The 16365-nt window shown below is 63.1% G+C and carries 18 protein-coding genes; 10 read left to right on the forward strand and 8 right to left on the reverse strand.

Features of this window, described 5'->3' with window-relative positions:
- The first annotated feature begins 27 nt into the window (after nt 1-27).
- From ctaD to R9B85_RS12910, 3 genes are read left to right on the forward strand one after another with little or no spacing between them, the layout of a single operon-like run.
- Entirely contained in the window at nt 28-1617 is a 1590-nt protein-coding gene (ctaD, locus tag R9B85_RS12900) for a cytochrome c oxidase subunit I (RefSeq protein WP_013970300.1), read from the forward strand.
- A 10-nt stretch (nt 1618-1627) separates the two neighbouring features.
- Nucleotides 1628-2194 (forward strand): cytochrome c oxidase assembly protein, encoded by a 567-nt coding sequence (locus R9B85_RS12905; protein WP_112251712.1) that lies wholly within the window; start codon nt 1628-1630, stop codon nt 2192-2194.
- Between the two features lie 16 nt (nt 2195-2210).
- Nucleotides 2211-3098: a cytochrome c oxidase subunit 3 gene (locus R9B85_RS12910; RefSeq protein WP_112251713.1), complete on the forward strand. Its 888-nt coding sequence runs from the start codon at nt 2211-2213 to the stop codon at nt 3096-3098.
- A gap of 98 nt (nt 3099-3196) precedes the next feature.
- Here R9B85_RS12910 and R9B85_RS12915 read toward each other — a convergent pair whose 3' ends face one another.
- Nucleotides 3197-3400 carry a twin transmembrane helix small protein gene (locus R9B85_RS12915; protein WP_003258925.1) on the reverse strand — a complete coding sequence of 68 codons (204 nt, stop codon included), beginning with the start codon at nt 3398-3400 and terminating at the stop codon, nt 3197-3199.
- A 63-nt stretch (nt 3401-3463) separates the two neighbouring features.
- On the opposite strand from R9B85_RS12915, the gene R9B85_RS12920 reads away from it, so the two are divergent.
- Genes R9B85_RS12920 through R9B85_RS12940 form a run of 5 tightly spaced genes read left to right on the forward strand, consistent with a single transcriptional unit; the run spans nt 3464 to nt 7347 of the window.
- Nucleotides 3464-4201 (forward strand): SURF1 family protein, encoded by a 738-nt coding sequence (locus R9B85_RS12920; RefSeq protein WP_112251714.1) that lies wholly within the window; start codon nt 3464-3466, stop codon nt 4199-4201.
- On the forward strand, nt 4170-4751 hold the full coding sequence (locus R9B85_RS12925) for a hypothetical protein (protein ID WP_112251715.1): 582 nt from the start codon (nt 4170-4172) through the stop codon (nt 4749-4751). Before R9B85_RS12920 ends, R9B85_RS12925 begins: the two co-directional genes overlap by 32 nt.
- Nucleotides 4752-4760: 9 nt before the next feature.
- On the forward strand, nt 4761-5840 hold the full coding sequence (locus tag R9B85_RS12930; RefSeq protein ID WP_112251716.1) for a COX15/CtaA family protein: 1080 nt from the start codon (nt 4761-4763) through the stop codon (nt 5838-5840).
- Nucleotides 5825-6718 carry a heme o synthase gene (gene cyoE / locus R9B85_RS12935; RefSeq protein WP_112251717.1) on the forward strand — a complete coding sequence of 298 codons (894 nt, stop codon included), beginning with the start codon at nt 5825-5827 and terminating at the stop codon, nt 6716-6718. Before R9B85_RS12930 ends, cyoE begins: the two co-directional genes overlap by 16 nt.
- Entirely contained in the window at nt 6715-7347 is a 633-nt protein-coding gene (locus R9B85_RS12940) for an SCO family protein (protein WP_049275720.1), read from the forward strand. Before cyoE ends, R9B85_RS12940 begins: the two co-directional genes overlap by 4 nt.
- Nucleotides 7348-7466: 119 nt before the next feature.
- Here the strand turns inward: R9B85_RS12940 and R9B85_RS12945 are convergent, their stop codons facing one another.
- From R9B85_RS12945 to R9B85_RS12955, 3 genes are all read right to left on the reverse strand, one after another.
- Entirely contained in the window at nt 7467-8237 is a 771-nt protein-coding gene (locus tag R9B85_RS12945; protein ID WP_112251718.1) for a MetQ/NlpA family ABC transporter substrate-binding protein, read from the reverse strand.
- Nucleotides 8238-8301: 64 nt separating this feature from the next.
- Nucleotides 8302-8973, reverse strand: a complete 672-nt coding sequence (locus R9B85_RS12950; RefSeq protein WP_085621373.1) for a methionine ABC transporter permease — start codon at nt 8971-8973, stop codon at nt 8302-8304.
- On the reverse strand, nt 8973-9980 hold the full coding sequence (locus tag R9B85_RS12955; protein WP_061305075.1) for a methionine ABC transporter ATP-binding protein: 1008 nt from the start codon (nt 9978-9980) through the stop codon (nt 8973-8975). Before R9B85_RS12955 ends, R9B85_RS12950 begins: the two co-directional genes overlap by 1 nt.
- Before the next feature lie 225 nt (nt 9981-10205).
- Between R9B85_RS12955 and katE the strand changes: the two genes are divergently transcribed.
- Nucleotides 10206-12341, forward strand: a complete 2136-nt coding sequence (gene katE, locus R9B85_RS12960) for a catalase HPII (RefSeq protein WP_207878746.1) — start codon at nt 10206-10208, stop codon at nt 12339-12341.
- Nucleotides 12342-12450: 109 nt separating this feature from the next.
- On the opposite strand, the gene R9B85_RS12965 is transcribed toward katE, so the two are convergent.
- From R9B85_RS12965 to zur, 4 genes are all read right to left on the reverse strand, one after another.
- Nucleotides 12451-13158, reverse strand: coding sequence for a PA5502 family lipoprotein (locus tag R9B85_RS12965; protein WP_112251721.1), 708 nt, complete (start codon nt 13156-13158; stop codon nt 12451-12453).
- Nucleotides 13159-13285: 127 nt separating this feature from the next.
- The gene (gene znuB / locus R9B85_RS12970; RefSeq protein WP_112251722.1) at nt 13286-14068 is read right to left on the reverse strand and encodes a zinc ABC transporter permease subunit ZnuB; all 783 of its coding nucleotides are present in this window, start codon (nt 14066-14068) and stop codon (nt 13286-13288) included.
- On the reverse strand, nt 14061-14837 hold the full coding sequence (znuC, locus tag R9B85_RS12975) for a zinc ABC transporter ATP-binding protein ZnuC (RefSeq protein ID WP_133969843.1): 777 nt from the start codon (nt 14835-14837) through the stop codon (nt 14061-14063). Before znuC ends, znuB begins: the two co-directional genes overlap by 8 nt.
- Nucleotides 14834-15319: a zinc uptake transcriptional repressor Zur gene (gene zur, locus R9B85_RS12980; RefSeq protein WP_112251724.1), complete on the reverse strand. Its 486-nt coding sequence runs from the start codon at nt 15317-15319 to the stop codon at nt 14834-14836. Before zur ends, znuC begins: the two co-directional genes overlap by 4 nt.
- An 18-nt stretch (nt 15320-15337) precedes the next feature.
- On the opposite strand from zur, the gene R9B85_RS12985 reads away from it, so the two are divergent.
- Nucleotides 15338-16294 carry a zinc ABC transporter substrate-binding protein gene (locus tag R9B85_RS12985; RefSeq protein ID WP_207878744.1) on the forward strand — a complete coding sequence of 319 codons (957 nt, stop codon included), beginning with the start codon at nt 15338-15340 and terminating at the stop codon, nt 16292-16294.
- Nucleotides 16295-16365: the final 71 nt, after the last annotated feature.

The following is a 16365-nucleotide window of genomic DNA, read 5'->3' on the forward strand; positions in this document are numbered from 1 at the left end:
CAATCAATGGGTTGCAGGAGGCAGGACATGAGTGCAGTGATCGACGACCACGCCCACGGCCATGACCACGCGCACGGCCCGGCCAAGGGCCTGATGCGCTGGGTACTGACCACCAACCACAAGGACATCGGCACGATGTACCTGTGGTTCAGCTTCATCATGTTCCTGCTCGGTGGCTCGTTCGCCATGGTGATCCGCGCCGAGCTGTTCCAGCCAGGGCTGCAGATCGTCCAGCCGGAATTCTTCAACCAGATGACCACCATGCACGGCCTGATCATGGTGTTCGGTGCGGTGATGCCGGCCTTCGTCGGCCTCGCCAACTGGATGATCCCGCTGATGATCGGCGCGCCCGACATGGCCCTGCCGCGGATGAACAACTTCAGCTTCTGGCTGCTGCCGGCGGCTTTCCTGTTGCTGGTCTCGACCCTGTTCAGCCCGGGCGGCGGGCCCAACTTTGGCTGGACCTTCTACGCTCCGCTGTCCACCACCTACGCGCCGGCCAGTGTCACCTTCTTCATCTTCGCCATCCACCTGATGGGTATCAGCTCGATCATGGGCGCGATCAACGTGATCGCCACCATCCTCAACCTGCGCGCCCCGGGCATGACCCTGATGAAGATGCCACTGTTCGTCTGGACCTGGTTGATTACCGCGTTCCTGCTGATTGCGGTGATGCCGGTGCTGGCCGGTGTGGTGACCATGATGCTGATGGACATCCATTTCGGCACCAGCTTCTTCAGTGCCGCCGGTGGCGGTGACCCGGTGCTGTTCCAGCACGTGTTCTGGTTCTTCGGCCACCCCGAGGTATACATCATGATCCTGCCGGCCTTTGGCGCGGTCAGTTCGATCATCCCGGCGTTCTCGCGCAAGCCGCTGTTCGGCTACACCTCCATGGTTTACGCCACCGGCGCCATCGCCTTCCTGTCGTTCATCGTCTGGGCCCACCACATGTTCGTGGTCGGTATCCCGGTGGTTGGCGAACTGTTCTTCATGTACGCCACCATGCTGATCGCCGTGCCTACCGGGGTGAAGGTGTTCAACTGGGTCAGCACCATGTGGGAAGGCTCGCTGACCTTCGAGACGCCGATGCTGTTCGCCATCGCCTTCGTCATCCTGTTCACCATCGGCGGTTTCAGCGGGCTGATGCTTGCCATCGCCCCGGCGGACTTCCAGTACCACGACACCTACTTCGTGGTGGCGCACTTCCACTATGTGCTGGTGCCTGGGGCGATCTTCGGCATCTTCGCCTCGGCCTACTACTGGCTGCCGAAATGGACCGGCCACATGTACGACGAAACCCTCGGCAAGCTGCACTTCTGGCTATCGTTCATCGGCATGAACATGGCCTTCTTCCCCATGCACTTCGTGGGGCTGGCGGGCATGCCACGGCGAATTCCCGACTACAACCTGCAATTCGCCGACTTCAACATGGTGTCGTCGATCGGCGCGTTCATGTTCGGCGCCACGCAGATCTTCTTCCTGTTCATCGTCATCAAGTGCATCCGCGGCGGTGCGCCGGCACCGGCCAAGCCATGGGATGGCGCCGAGGGCCTGGAGTGGTCGATCCCTTCGCCTGCGCCGTATCACACCTTCCAGACGCCACCGGAAGTGAAATAGGAACCGTGCCATGAATGGCCTTTCGCTGAAACGCCTGGTGTTGCGCCTGTTGATGCTGACGGTGGTGATGTTCGCCTTCGGCTTCGCCCTGGTGCCTATCTATGACGTGATGTGCAAGGCCTTCGGCATCAACGGCAAGACCGGTGGGCAGTATGAAGGCAGCCAGGTCAGCGACACGACGCGTTCGGTGCGGGTGCAGTTCATGTCGACCAATGCCAGCGACATGGTCTGGGACTTCTACTCCACCGCAGATCAGCTGGAGGTCAACCCGGGCGCGGTGAACCAGATGATCTTCATTGCCCACAACCCGACCGATCGGCCGATGAGTGCGCAAGCCATTCCCAGCATCACCCCGGCCGAGGCCGCGGCGTACTTCCACAAGACCGAGTGCTTCTGCTTCACCCAGCAGGTGCTGCAGCCCGGTGAACGCATCGAGATGCCGGTGCGCTTCATCGTCGACCGCGACCTGCCGGCCAGCGTGAAGCACCTGACACTGGCCTACACCTTGTTCGACATCACCGCTCGCCACCCGCCGGTCGCGCATGTCGCGGCCCAGGACGTCCAGGGCGCCCGTTAAGGGAAGGAGAACAGCAATGGCAAGTCATGAGCACTACTACGTTCCGGCGCAGAGCAAGTGGCCGATCATCGCCACCATCGGCATGTTCATCACGGTGTTCGGCCTGGGCACCTGGTTCAACGACATGAAGGCTGGCCACCCCGACTCGCACGGGCCGCTGATTTTCTTCATCGGCGCGTTGTTCCTGGCCTACATGTTGTTTGGCTGGTTCGGTTCGGTGGTGCGGGAAAGCCGCGCGGGGCTGTACAGCCCGCAGCTTGACCGCTCGTTCCGCTGGGGCATGAGCTGGTTCATCTTTTCCGAGGTGATGTTCTTCCTGGCGTTTTTCGGTGCGCTGTTCTACGTGCGCGTGCTGGCCGGGCCGTGGCTGGGCGGTGATGGGGCCAAGGGTGTTGCGCACATGTTGTGGCCGACCTTCGAATTCACCTGGCCGCTGCTGCACACGCCCGACCCGAAACTGTTCCCGCCGCCCAAGGAAGTGATCGACCCGTGGCACCTGCCACTGATCAACACCATCTTGCTGGTCAGCTCCAGCGTGACCATCACCATCGCCCACCATGCCCTGCGCCGTGACCACCGTGGCCCGCTGAAATTCTGGATGGCGCTGACCATCGTCCTGGGCGCCAGCTTCATCGCGTTGCAGGCCTACGAGTACCACGAGGCCTATACCAAGCTGGGGCTGACGCTGGGGTCGGGGATATATGGCGCGACGTTCTTCATGCTCACCGGCTTCCATGGCGCCCACGTGACCCTGGGCACGATCATCCTGATCGTGATGTTCGTGCGCATCTTGCGCGGGCATTTCAACCCGGAGAAACACTTTGGTTTCGAGGCGGCCAGTTGGTACTGGCACTTCGTCGATGTGGTGTGGGTGGGGTTGTTCATCTTTGTCTATGTGCTGTGAATAGAGAACCCTGTGGGAGCGGGCGCGCCCGCGAATGCGTCGGTACATTCAACATCGCATTCGCGGGCATGCCCGCCCCACAGGGTCAGCTGAAAACTTCAGAAAGGGGCGTGAGATACGAGCTGACCACTGATGAAGCCCCAGGCGACAAGGCCGATGGTCAGGGCCGCCAGGGTCACCCGCACGGTCAGCGCTTTCAGCAAACGGGTCGAGTTTTCATCGTCCTTGACCAGAAACACCAGGCCACTGAACAGGCTGGCAATCGTGGCCAACAGCATCAGGACAATCGCGGCCTTGAGCATGGCGATACTCCGGGGGGATGCGGTGATGTGGATAAGTATAGCGATCGGCCCGGCGAGGCTCCGATGAGGCCGTTTCGTCCGGGCTGGGTACCAACCCTGGTGGTGCTTGCGCTGCTGCCGGGGCTGATCGCGCTTGGCTGCTGGCAGCTCGGCCGGGCTGAGGAAAAACGCGTGCTGCTGGCCGCGTATGCCGAGCGGCGGGTCGAAACGCCAGTGGCCACGGCCCAACTGACGGCGAACCAGGACAATGCCTTCCGCCGCGTGCATCTCTATGGCCGCTTCGACGCCGAGCACAGCCTGCTGCTGGACAATCGCATGCGTGATGGCCTGGCCGGTGTCGAGCTGCTGCAACCCTTCCATGATCAGGCCAGCGGCGTGTGGTTGCTGGTCAACCGCGGCTGGCTGCCCTGGCCGGACCGCCGCACGCCGGTGCAATTCGATACCCCTGCCCAGGCGTTGGCGCTGGACGCTTCGGTGTATGTCGCGCCTGGCAGCACCTTTCAGCTGCATCCCGACCCTGCAGGCGGCCAGTGGCCGCACCTGCTGACCGCCGTGGATGCCACACAGCTGTGGCAGCAGCTCGATCGCGAAGGCTTCGCCCATGAATTGCGCCTGGAACCCGGCCCGGCGACCTATCGCCTGGACTGGCCGGTCGTTGCCATGGGCCCGGAAAAACACCTGGGTTACGCCGTGCAGTGGTTTGCCCTGGCGACCACTTTGGTACTGCTCTACCTCTACTTCGGCTGGCACCACAACAAGGAGAAACGCCATGGCCACCGCCACTCCACTGGAAGTGCCTGAACGTAGCAAAACCAGAGCCCGCGGGCGTTTGCAGCTGCTGCTGATTCTGCTGGTGGTGCTCGGGCCGATGGTTCTGGCCACCAGCATGTACAAGCTCAAATTCTGGGTGCCGGACGGCCGCAGCTACCACGGCGTGATGATTGGCAACGGTGAGAACCTTTCCGATCTCGGCGTTGCGGGCCAGGACGAGCGCTGGCAGCTGCTGGTGAGCACACCTACAGCCTGCGCCGAGGACTGCCAGCGGCTGGTGTACCTGGCCCGGCAGATCCAGGTCGGCCTGGGCCGTGATGCCAGCCGTGCCAGCCATGCCCTGGCAGCCGCCCAGCCGGCAAGTGCCGACTACCAGGCGTTGCTCGGTCGCGAATACCCACAGTTGCAGCGCTACCCGCTGGATGCGCAACGCTACCTGCAAAAGGTCGGCGAGGCCGGCCCGCAGCTGTGGATCGTCGACCCGCACGGCAACCTGGTGCTGCGCTACGACGCCAAGGTCGACGGCAAGCATGTGCTGGACGACCTGCGCCACCTGCTCAAGCTGTCCAACATCGGCTAGGAGCCTGCCATGGCCAGACCCGGATTCCGCCTTGCTGTGTTCGCCACCCTGCTGGCACTGCTGGTCGTCCTGCTTGGTGCCTATACCCGCCTGACCCACGCCGGCCTCGGCTGCCCGGACTGGCCGGGTTGCTACGGCTTCATCAGCGTGCCCAAGAGCGAAGCGCAGCTGGCTCATGCCGAGCTGCATTTCCCCGAACACCCGGTGGAAGCCGCCAAGGGCTGGGCCGAGATGGTCCACCGCTACTTCGCCGGCACCCTGGCGATGGTGATCGCCCTGCTCGCCTTGCAGGCGCTGCGCCGGCATGCCCGCGATGGCCAGCCTTATCGCCTGCCCCTGCTGTTGCTGGGCGTGGTGCTGGCCCAGGCAGCCTTCGGCATGTGGACGGTCACCCTCAAGCTGTGGCCGCAGGTGGTCACCGCGCATCTACTCGGTGGTTTCACTACCCTGAGCTTGTTGTTCCTGTTGTCCCTGCGTCTGTCCCGGGCCTTTGCGCCCTTGCCAAAACTGCCATTGAGCCTGCGCCGGATCGCCGCGCTGGCCTTGTTGGTGGTAATCGGCCAGATCGCCCTGGGCGGCTGGGTCAGTGCCAATTACGCGGCCGTCGCCTGCGTCGACCTGCCCACCTGCCACGGCCAGTGGTGGCCGGCGGCGGACTTCAGCAATGGTTTCCACCTGACCCAGCACGTCGGGCCCAACTATCTGGGCGGGCAACTGGACAGTGATGCGCGCACGGCCATCCACATCAGCCACCGCCTGGGTGCATTGCTGGTGACCTGCGTGCTGCTGATGCTCAGCTGGAAGCTGCACCGTTGCGGGCTCCCTGGCCTGGCGCGGCTGGTGCTGCTGGTACTGGTGGTGCAAGTCGGCCTGGGCATCAGCAATGTGCTGCTGCACCTGCCGCTGGCCGTGGCCGTGGCGCACAACGCTGGTGGTGCGCTGTTGCTGCTGAGCATGGTGCTTGTGAACTACCGCATCCGCGTGGTCGACAAGGTTCGCGTGGGTGTTGGCCATGGCTGGCGCCTGCGGCCTGTGGCAGGCGTGGGTATCTCCCACCACATGAGGAATGATTCGTGGCGACGCTTCTGAGCGCACAGAGGGCAAGTTGGCGTGATTACCTGGAGCTGACCAAACCCAAGGTGGTGGTGCTCATGCTGATCACCTCGCTGGCGGGCATGTTCCTTGCCACCCGTGCTGGCGTCAGCTGGAGCGTGCTGCTGTTCGGTAACTTGGGTATCGGCTTGTGTGCAGGCGGCGCGGCGGTGGTCAACCATGTGGTGGACCGACGCATCGACGCGTTGATGGCGCGTACCCACAAGCGCCCGCTGGCCCAGGGCCGGGTCGGGCCGCTGCCTGCGTTGCTGTTCGCCCTGGTGCTGGCGCTGCTGGGCATGGCCTTGCTGCTGGTGTTCACAAACCCCCTCACCGCCTGGCTGACGCTGGCTTCCCTGCTCGGCTATGCGGTGCTCTACACCGGCTTTCTCAAGCGTGCCACACCGCAGAACATCGTCATCGGTGGCTTGGCTGGCGCCGCCCCGCCATTGCTGGGCTGGGTGGCGGTCAGTGGCCATGTCAGCGCCGAGCCCCTGCTGCTGGTGCTGATCATCTTCGCCTGGACCCCACCCCACTTCTGGGCCTTGGCCATCCACCGCAAGGAGGAATACGCCAAGGCCGATATCCCGATGCTGCCGGTGACCCACGGCGAGCGCTACACCAAGCTGCATATCCTGCTGTACACCTTGGTATTGCTGGCGGTAAGCCTGCTGCCCTATACCATCCACATGAGCGGCCTGCTGTACCTGGCCTGCGCCCTGGTACTGGGCCTGCGCTTCCTGCAATGGGCCTGGGTGTTGTACCGTGGCAGCCGGCCGCACGCGGCGATCGGTACCTTCAAGTACTCTATCGGCTACCTGTTCGCGCTGTTCATCGCGCTACTTCTCGACCATTACCTGTTGCTGAACCTATGACCCGAACCCAGAAAACCGTCTTCATCCTCGTTGCCCTGGTCGCGTTGATCCTGGGCCTGACCGTAAACAAGGTGCTCAATGGCCGCGACCAGCCGAACCCCGCCGAGCTGATCGATGCCGGCATCATCCTGCTGCCGCAGAGCCGTACGGTGGCCGACGTGACCATGACCAACCAGGACGGCCAACCGGTGCAACTGGATGACCTGAAGGGCAAATGGTCGCTGCTGTTCTTCGGCTACACCTACTGCCCGGACATCTGCCCGACCACCCTGGCCCAGCTGCGCCAGGTGAAGAGCGAGCTGCCCAAGGAAGCCGTCGACCGGCTGCAGGTGGTGCTGGTGAGCGTGGATCCGAACCGCGACACACCGAACCAGCTGAAGCAGTACCTGGGTTATTTCGACAAGGATTTCGTCGGGGTGGCGGGGTCGATCGAGGATACCCAGAAGCTGGCCAATGCCTTGAGCATTCCGTTCATTCCGGCCGATACCAGCAAGCCGGGGTATACCGTGGATCACAGCGGCAACCTGGCGGTTGTGGGGCCGGATGGGCGTCAGCGCGGGTTCATTCGGGCGCCGTTCAACAACCAGAAGCTGGTGGCGCAGTTGCCGGGGCTTGTGAAGCGGGATTGAGTTAGCCACAAAAGCTTCGCGGGTAAACCCGCTCCCACAGGGATAGCGCCAGACTCACGGCTTACGCTGTACCTGTGGGAGCGGGTTTACCCGCGAAGAACCCAGCGCGATTATTCGGCTTAGAACGCCGGCACCACAGCGCCTTTGTACTTCTCGTTGATGAACTGCTTCACCTCAGGCGAGTGCAGTGCAGCAGCCAGTTTTTTCATGGCATCCGAGTCCTTGTTGTCCGGGCGGGCAACCAGGATGTTCACGTAAGGCGAGTCGCTGCCTTCGATGGCCAGGGCGTCTTTCTCTGGGTTCAGCTTGGCTTCCAGCGCGTAGTTGGTGTTGATCAGGGCAGCATCGACCTGGGTCAGCACGCGCGGGATGGTGGCTGCTTCCAGCTCACGGAACTTCAGGCTTTTCGGGTTCTCGGCAACATCCTTCACGGTGGACAGGATGTTCTTGTTGTCTTTCAGCTTGATCACGCCGGCCTTGTCCAGCAGCAGCAGCGCGCGGCCGCCGTTGGTGGCGTCGTTGGGGATGACCACGGTGGCACCGGAGGACAGCTCGTCCAGCTTCTTGATCTTGGCCGAGTAAACGCCCAGCGGTTCGATGTGCACGCCGGCAACACTCACCAGGTTGGTGCCCTTGGCTTTGTTGAACTCATCGAGGTAAGGCTGGTGCTGGAAGAAGTTGGCGTCCAGGCGCTTTTCGGCAACCTGCACGTTCGGCTGGATGTAGTCGGTGAATTCCTTGACCTTCAGCTCCACGCCCTCTTTCGCCAGTGCAGGTTTGACGAAGTTGAGGATCTCGGCGTGCGGCACCGGGGTAGCGGCGACGGTCAGGGACTCGGCGTGGGCCGAGAAGGCCGCGACAGCGGCGACAACAGCAAGCAGCTTCTTCATTGATCACTCCTTGTGAGGGCCGCGACGGCCCCCGAACGGGTCGGACGGGCCGACCCCATTGGGGTTACTTACGGGAAAAATGTACGACCAGTTTGTCGCCCACGCTTTGCAGGACTTGAACCAGTACCAGCAACAGCACCACGGTGACGACCATCACATCGGTCTGGAAACGCTGGTAGCCGAAGCGAATGGCCAGGTCGCCCAGGCCGCCTGCACCGACCACACCGGCCATGGCGGTGTACGACACCAGGGTGATGGCGGTCACGGTAATGGCGGCGAAGATGCCCGGGCGGGCCTCTGGCAGCAGTGCGCTGGTGATGATCTGACGTGTGGTGGCGCCCATCGACTGGGTGGCCTCGATGATGCCGCGGTCCACTTCACGCAGGGCGGTTTCCACCAGGCGCGCGAAGAACGGCGTGGCACCCACCACCAGCGGCGGAATGGCGCCGGCTACGCCCAGCGAAGTGCCGGTGATCAGCACGGTGATCGGAATCATCACGATCAGCAGGATGATGAACGGCAGCGAGCGCAGGATGTTGACGATCAGCGACAGCAGCGCATACACACCCTTCTGCTCGAACATCTGCTTCGGCCCGCAGAGGAACAGCAGCACGCCCAGCGGCAAACCGAGCAGCACGGTGAAGAACAGCGAGCCGAACAGCATGATCATGGTATCGACGCTGGCCAGCCAGATTTCGGCCCAGTCGACGTTGGCAAAGAAACTCAGGGCGTCCATCAACGCAGTACCTCCATATGTACGTCAGCTGCCTTGAAGCGGGCGAACGCCGCTTCCATGTCACCGCCGATCAGGGCGAGGGTGAGCTGGCCATAGGGGACATCCTTGATGCGGTCGATACGCCCGGCAAGGATGCTGTAGTCCACGCCGGTTTCGCGGGCAACGGTGCCCAGCAGTGGCGCGTAGGTGGCGTCGCCCTGGAAGGTCAGGCGCACGATACGGCCTGGCACATGGGCGAAGTCGTCACGCTGCTCGCCTTCGTCGACCTGCTCGTCTTCCTGGACAAAGCGCTTGGTGGTGGGGTGCTGCGGGTGCAGGAACACCTCGGCCACCGAGCCTTGCTCGACGATCTGGCCGGCGTCCATCACTGCCACGCGGTCACAGACCCGGCGGATCACGTCCATTTCGTGGGTGATCAGGACGATGGTCAGCTTCAGCTCACGGTTGATTTCGGCCAGCAATTGCAGGACCGAGGCGGTGGTTTGCGGGTCGAGGGCGCTGGTGGCCTCGTCGCACAGCAGGATCTTCGGGTTGGTGGACAGGGCTCGAGCGATGCCGACGCGCTGCTTCTGGCCACCGGACAGCTGCGCCGGGTACTTTTTGGCATGGTCGGAAAGGCCGACGCGGGCCAGGAGCTCGGTCACGCGCTTGTCGATTTCGCTGCGCGACAACTCGCCGGCCAGGGTCAGTGGCAGGGCGACGTTGTCGGCGACGGTCTTGGAGGCCAGCAGGTTGAAGTGCTGGAAAATCATCCCGACCTGCTGGCGGAAACCGCGCAGCTGGCTGGCATTGAACGCGGTAACGTCTTCGCCATCGACGATGATCTTGCCGCCGGAAGGTTCTTCCAGGCGGTTGATCAGGCGCAGCATGGTGCTCTTGCCGGCGCCGGAATGGCCGATCAGGCCGAACACCTGGCCATCTTCGATGGTCAGGCTGGTCGGATTCAGTGCGGGGATTTCCCTACCGGCGACGCGGTAGGTCTTGTGTACCTGTTGGAACTCGATCACGTAGCGAACCTTGTGGGGCGCATGGAATTTGGGTCAGCGGTTAGCTGGGGTCGCGCATTTTAGCCTTTTCCCATAGCTGTTCTTAGCATTTATTTCGTAATGCTCCAATCCTTCGGGCATATGGCGACAACCGGTAATTCTGATTGAACGCTCGGCAAAGCGCTCCGGTCACTACCTGAACAAGCCCGAACGGGCACGCCTGTAGAGTGATGAGGAGAGCCGACCATGCCCAGCAAGAACACGGATGCGCCAAAGCACAGCGAGGCCGCTGGCACCCAGACCCCGGACCGGGCCAATACCAACGCCAAGTTGCAGAGCCTGGAGGCTGACCGCAGCGATGCCACGGGCCGGGCGCTGCGTACCAACCAGGGGGTGCGCATCGCTGACAACCAGAACACGCTGAAGGCCGGTGATCGAGGCCCCTCGCTGCTCGAAGATTTCATCATGCGCGAGAAGATCACGCACTTTGACCACGAGCGCATCCCTGAGCGCATCGTGCATGCGCGAGGGACCGGGGCGCATGGTTTCTTCCAGAGCTACGGCAACCACGCCGAGCTGACCAAGGCTGGCTTCCTGCAGGACCCGGAAAAAGTCACGCCCGTCTTTGTGCGGTTTTCCACGGTACAGGGCCCGCGCGGCTCTGCCGACACCGTGCGTGACGTGAGGGGTTTTGCGGTCAAGTTCTACACCGACGAAGGCAACTTCGACCTGGTGGGCAACAACATGCCGGTGTTCTTCATTCAGGATGCGATCAAATTCCCGGATTTCGTTCACGCCGTAAAGCCGGAGCCGCACAACGAGATCCCGACCGGCGCCTCGGCCCATGACACCTTTTGGGATTTCGTCTCGCTGGTACCGGAGTCGGCTCATATGGTGATGTGGGCGATGTCGGACCGTGCGATCCCGCGCAGCTTGCGGATGATGGAAGGGTTCGGGGTGCATACCTTCCGCCTGATCAACGCCCAGGGCGTAGCCAGCTTCGTCAAATTCCACTGGAAACCACGCCAGGGTGTGCACTCCCTGCTATGGGACGAAGCGCAGAAACTGGCAGGCAAGGACGCTGACTTCCAGCGTCGCGACTTGTGGGAGGCTATCGAGACCGGCGATTACCCGGAGTGGGAACTGGGCGTGCAGATCGTGCCGGAAGCCGACGAGCACAAATTCGATTTCGACCTGCTGGACCCGACCAAGATAATCCCGGAAGAGCTGGTGCCGGTTACACCTTTGGGCAAGATGGTCCTGAATCGCAACCCGGACAACTTCTTTGCCGAAGTAGAACAGGTGGCGTTCTGCCCGGGTCATATCGTGCCTGGCATCGACTTTACCAACGACCCTTTGCTGCAGGGCCGGCTGTTCTCCTACACCGACACGCAGCTTAGCCGCCTGGGCGGGCCAAACTTCCACCAGATCCCGATCAACCGCCCCGTCGCGCCCAACCACAACAACCAGCGCGACGCCCTGCATCAGCATGTGGTGCACAGGGGCCGTGCATCCTACGAGCCCAATTCCATCGACGGCGGCTGGCCGAAGGAAACGCCACCTGCCGCGCAGGATGGCGGCTTCGAGAGTTACCAGGAGCGTATCGATGCGCACAAGATCCGCCAGCGCAGCGAGTCGTTCGGCGACCATTTCTCGCAAGCGCGGTTGTTCTTCCAGAGCATGAGCCCGACCGAGCAGCAGCACATCATCAAGGCTTACAGCTTTGAATTGGGCAAGGTGGAGCGGGAGACGATCCGTGCTCGGGAAGTGAATGAAATTCTTGCCAACATCGACCTGAAGCTGGCGGCTGCGGTGGCTGCCAACCTGGGCTTGCCAGCGCCGAGCGCGGGCACAGTGCAAGTGAAGGGTAGCCAGCTTGCGCAGTCGCCTGCCCTCAGCCAGATGAACCACCCTGGTTCGGTGGGCATCAAGGGGCGCAAGATTGCCGTGCTGGTGGCAGATGGCGTAGACGCTGCCAGCGTGGACAAGTTGGTCAAGGCCCTGGAAGCACACAGTGCCCGGCCATTGGTTCTGGGGCCAACCTCAGCACCGGTGAAGGCTGCGGACGGCAAGCAACTGCCGGTGGATGCTTCCATGGAGGGGATGCCATCGATCATGTTCGACGGAATTGTCGTGCCGGGTGGCAAGGCGTCGACCGATGCGCTGGCGGCCAGCGGGTTGGCCAGGCATTTCCTGCTGGAGGGCTACAAGCACCTGAAAGCGATGGTGTTGACCAAAGAGCTTTTGGGCAGCCTGGGGCTGAAAGAAGACAAGGGGTTGCTGCTGGGAGATGAGCAGAAGACCGTGGATGCCTTCGTCAAAGCGGTAGAGGGGCATCGGGTGTGGGAGCGGGAGGCGGCTGCGGAGGCTGTGCCGGCCTAAGGGGCTGCTTTGCAGCCCATCGCGACACAAGGCCCCTCCTGCAGGAGATCGCATTCCCTTGTAGGAGCGGCCTTGTGTCGCGAAAGGGGCGCGCAGCGCCCCCAGATTCTTAACGCTGATGCGGAACCAGAACTACCTGCGCCGGCAGCGACCGCTGGATTTCATGCTTCTGCTTCAGCTCGAACCCGCTGTCGATCTTGCGCACGCGCTTCTCCAGCAAGGTCTTCAGCCAAGGCGCATCCTCGGTGCGCGGCACCTGGAACACAACATCGCATTGATAGCTCACTACATCGGCGGCAATGTCATCCAGCTGGCGCCGCATGGCGCGGCTATCGGTGGTCTTCAAGGCCACGACGGTGCTCGGTGCAGCCGGGTCGATGATGCGCGCCTTGGGCTTGGCCTCGGCCGCTTTCAACGCCGCTTCAGCCTTTTCCAGCTCGGCCTTGCGCGCCTGGGTCACGGCGTCGCCACCAGTCACCGCCGGGGCCTGTGGCATCAGCGCGCGGGCACGGGCCAGGGCGGTTGCAGCAGCGTTCACATCACCCTTCTGCAGGAAGATCTGGCTACGTTGCAGGTAGGCTTCGGCAAGCTGGCGCTGGTATTGCTCCAGGCGCGCGTCATCCGGCGCCTGGCCCTGCAGGGCAGCCAGCTGGTCTTCGGCGGTGGCCAGCTCGTTGCTGGCGATGTTTTGTTGCAACTGCTGCCAGGCATCGGCTTGAGCAGGTGCGGTGGCCTGTTCGACCGGCGCGTTGGAACACGCAGCCAGGAACAGGGAAAACGCGGCAACAAGCAGATAACGGGAGGCGAACGGCTTCATTCCTGCGACTCTCTATTTGCGCAAAAAGCGAGCAAGTCTACACCCAGGTGCGCACGCTCGAAAACAAGTCTTACAGACCCTTTACGTGCGAAAAGGTTGCAGGGCGCGCCTTCACGCGCCCTGTTTTTCAGCGTTTCGGCAGGGCCAGGCTCAGCAAGAATAGCACTGCCGCGCAGACCACGATCGACGGGCCGGCGGGGGTGTCCTTGAACCAGGACATGGCCAGGCCGCCGCATACCGCGGTCACGCCCAGCAGGCTGGCGCCCAGGGCCATCTGCTCGGGAGAGCGGGCGTGACGTTGCGCCGCAGCGGCAGGAATGATCAGCAGCGAGGTGATCAGCAGCACGCCGACGATCTTCATGGCCACGGCAATCACCACCGCGATCAGCAGCATCAGCGCCATGCGCAGCCCGGCCACCGGCAGGCCTTCGACCATTGCCAACTCTTCGTGCACGGTGACTGCCAGCAACGGCCGCCACAACGCAGCGAGCAGCAGCAACACCAGCACGCTGCCGCCAATTATCCAGGCCAGGTCGGTGGTGCTGATGGCCAACAGATCGCCGAACAGATAGGCCATCAGGTCGATGCGCACATCGTGCATGAAGCTCAGCACCACCAGGCCCAGCGACAAGGTACTGGGTGCGAGGATGCCGAGCAGGGTGTCGGAGGCCAGTGGCTGGCGTTGCTGCAAGGTCACCAGCAAGATCGCCAGCAACAGGCAGCCTACTGTTACCGCCAGTGCCGGGCTGACGTCCAGGGCAAAGCCCAGGGCAACGCCGAGCAGGGCGGCGTGGGACAGGGTGTCGCCAAAATAGGCCATGCGCCGCCACACCACGAAGGAGCCCAGTGGGCCGGCCACCAGCGCCAGGGACAAGCCGGCAAGCAAGGCGTAGAGAAGAAAATCAGCCATGCTTGCAGTGCGCTCCGTGAACATGGGTGCCAGGGGCGACCACCGAACCGTGCAGGTCGTGACTGTGGTCGTGATGGTGGTGGTAGATGGCCAGGCTGGGGGCGGCGGTCTGGCCGAACAGCTCGACGAATGCCGGGTCACCGCTGACCTGCTCTGGGTGGCCCGAACAGCACACGTGGCGGTTCAGGCACACCACCTGGTCGGTTGCACTCATCACCAGGTGCAGGTCGTGGGAAACCATCAGCACGCCGCAACCGTGGCGGTCGCGCAGGCGGGTAATGAGGTTGTACAGCTCGGTCTGGCCGACCACGTCTACGCCTTGCACCGGCTCGTCGAGCACCAGCAACTGGGGTTCGCGCAGCAGGGCGCGGGCCAGCAGCACGCGCTGCATCTCGCCGCCGGAAATGGTCTGTATCGGGCTGTCGATGACCTGCTCGGCGCCCACTTCCTGCAACGCCGACAAGGCTGCCGCGCGGTCTACACCGGGCACCAGGCGCAAGAAGCGCAGCACCGACAGCGGCAGCGTGGCATCTACCTGGATTTTTTGCGGCATGTAGCCAATGCGCAGTTTCGGCTTGCGCCATACCCTGCCGCGGTGCGGCTTGAGCAGACCGAGCACGGCGCGCACCAGGGTAGTCTTGCCCGCGCCGTTCGGGCCAATCAGGGTAACGATCTGGCCGGGTGCGACCGATAGGTCGATGCTGTCGAGCACCGCCTCGCCACCGAAGGTGACGCCGACCTGCTCCAGGCGGATCAGTGCGTCGCTCATGCCGCGCTCCGGCAGTTGCTGCACAGGCCGACCACCTCCACGGTCTGGGTCTCGACCGTGAAGCCCACGCCCTTGGCGCTGCTGATGATGGCCTCGCTGATGCTGTCCTGTTCCAGCTCGATGGCCACATGGCAGGCCCGGCAGATCAGGAACTGCCCTTGATGCACGTGCTCGGGGTGGCTACAGCCGATGAAGGCGTTGAGCGAGGCGATGCGGTGCACCAGGCCGTTTTCCAGCAGGAAGTCCAGTGCCCGGTACACCGTCGGTGGTGCAGCGCGGCGGCCGTCCTGCTCGCTGAGTACGGCGAGGATGTCGTAGGCACCCAGCGGCTTGTGGCTTTGCCACACCAGTTCCAGCACACGGCGGCGCAGTGCGGTCAGGCGCAGGCCCTGGCGGGTGCACAAGGCATCGGCTTCAGCCAGTGCGCTGTGTACGCAATGGGAATGGTCGTGAGGACGGTTTGCCAGCGGCGTGATGGACATGGGCAGCGACGGTTCTGGATGGAGACGTTATTATGTTACCTGTTTCTGACGACTCGAGTATTCACCGTGTCCCGATTCCTAGTCCTTTTTGTCGCTTTCATCGCATTTTCCGCCCAGGCTGACGTGCGTGTGCTGACCAGTATCAAACCCCTGCAGCAGATCGCCGCCGCCGTCCAGGATGGTGTCGGCAATCCAGAGGTATTGCTGCCGCCGGGTGCTTCGCCGCACCACTATGCGCTGCGCCCGTCCGACGTGCGGCGGGTGGCGGACGCCGACCTGCTGTACTGGATCGGCCCGGACATGGAGAACTTTCTGCCACGGTTGCTGAGCAATCGCAGCAAGCCCACGGTGGCCGTGCAGTCGCTGCCGGGCATGAAGCTGCGCCATTTTGGCGAGGACAGCCAGTCCCATGAAGAGGAAGACCACGACGACCATGACCACGACCACCGCCCAGGCAGCCTTGATGCTCATTTGTGGCTATCGTCGGTCAACGCGCGGGTGATTGCAGCGAAAATGGCCGCTGACCTGGCGCAGGTCGATCCGGTGAATGCGGCACGCTACCAAAGCAATCTCAAGGCCTTCGACGCACGCCTGGACGCGCTGGATGGACGGATCAAGGCGCGGGTGGCCGGGATTGCCGGCAAGCCGTACTTCGTGTTCCACGAAGCGTTCGACTATTTCGAGGCCGAGTATGGCCTGAAGCACACCGGGGTGTTCACCGTGGCAGCCGAAGTGCAGCCCGGCGCGCAGCACGTGGCAGCCATGCGCAAGCGCCTGCAGGAAGTGGGCAAGACCTGTGTGTTCAGCGAGCCGCCGTTGCGGCCGCGCCTGGCCGAGACCTTGACTGCCGGCTTGCCGGTGCGTCTGGCCGAGCTGGATGCGCTGGGCGGCAATGACCCGGTGGATGGCAAGGGCTATGAGCGCTTGCTGGAGAAACTGGGTGGCGACCTGGTTGGGTGCCTGGAGCAGCTGTAAGCCTGTGCCGGCCTCTTCGCGGGCACGCCCGCTCCCACAGGGACAGCACAAATCTCAAGCCTGTCACCATA

Source organism: Pseudomonas sp. NLJ1, from assembly GCF_049486705.1.
Classification (GTDB): Bacteria; Pseudomonadota; Gammaproteobacteria; order Pseudomonadales; family Pseudomonadaceae; genus Aquipseudomonas; species Aquipseudomonas inefficax.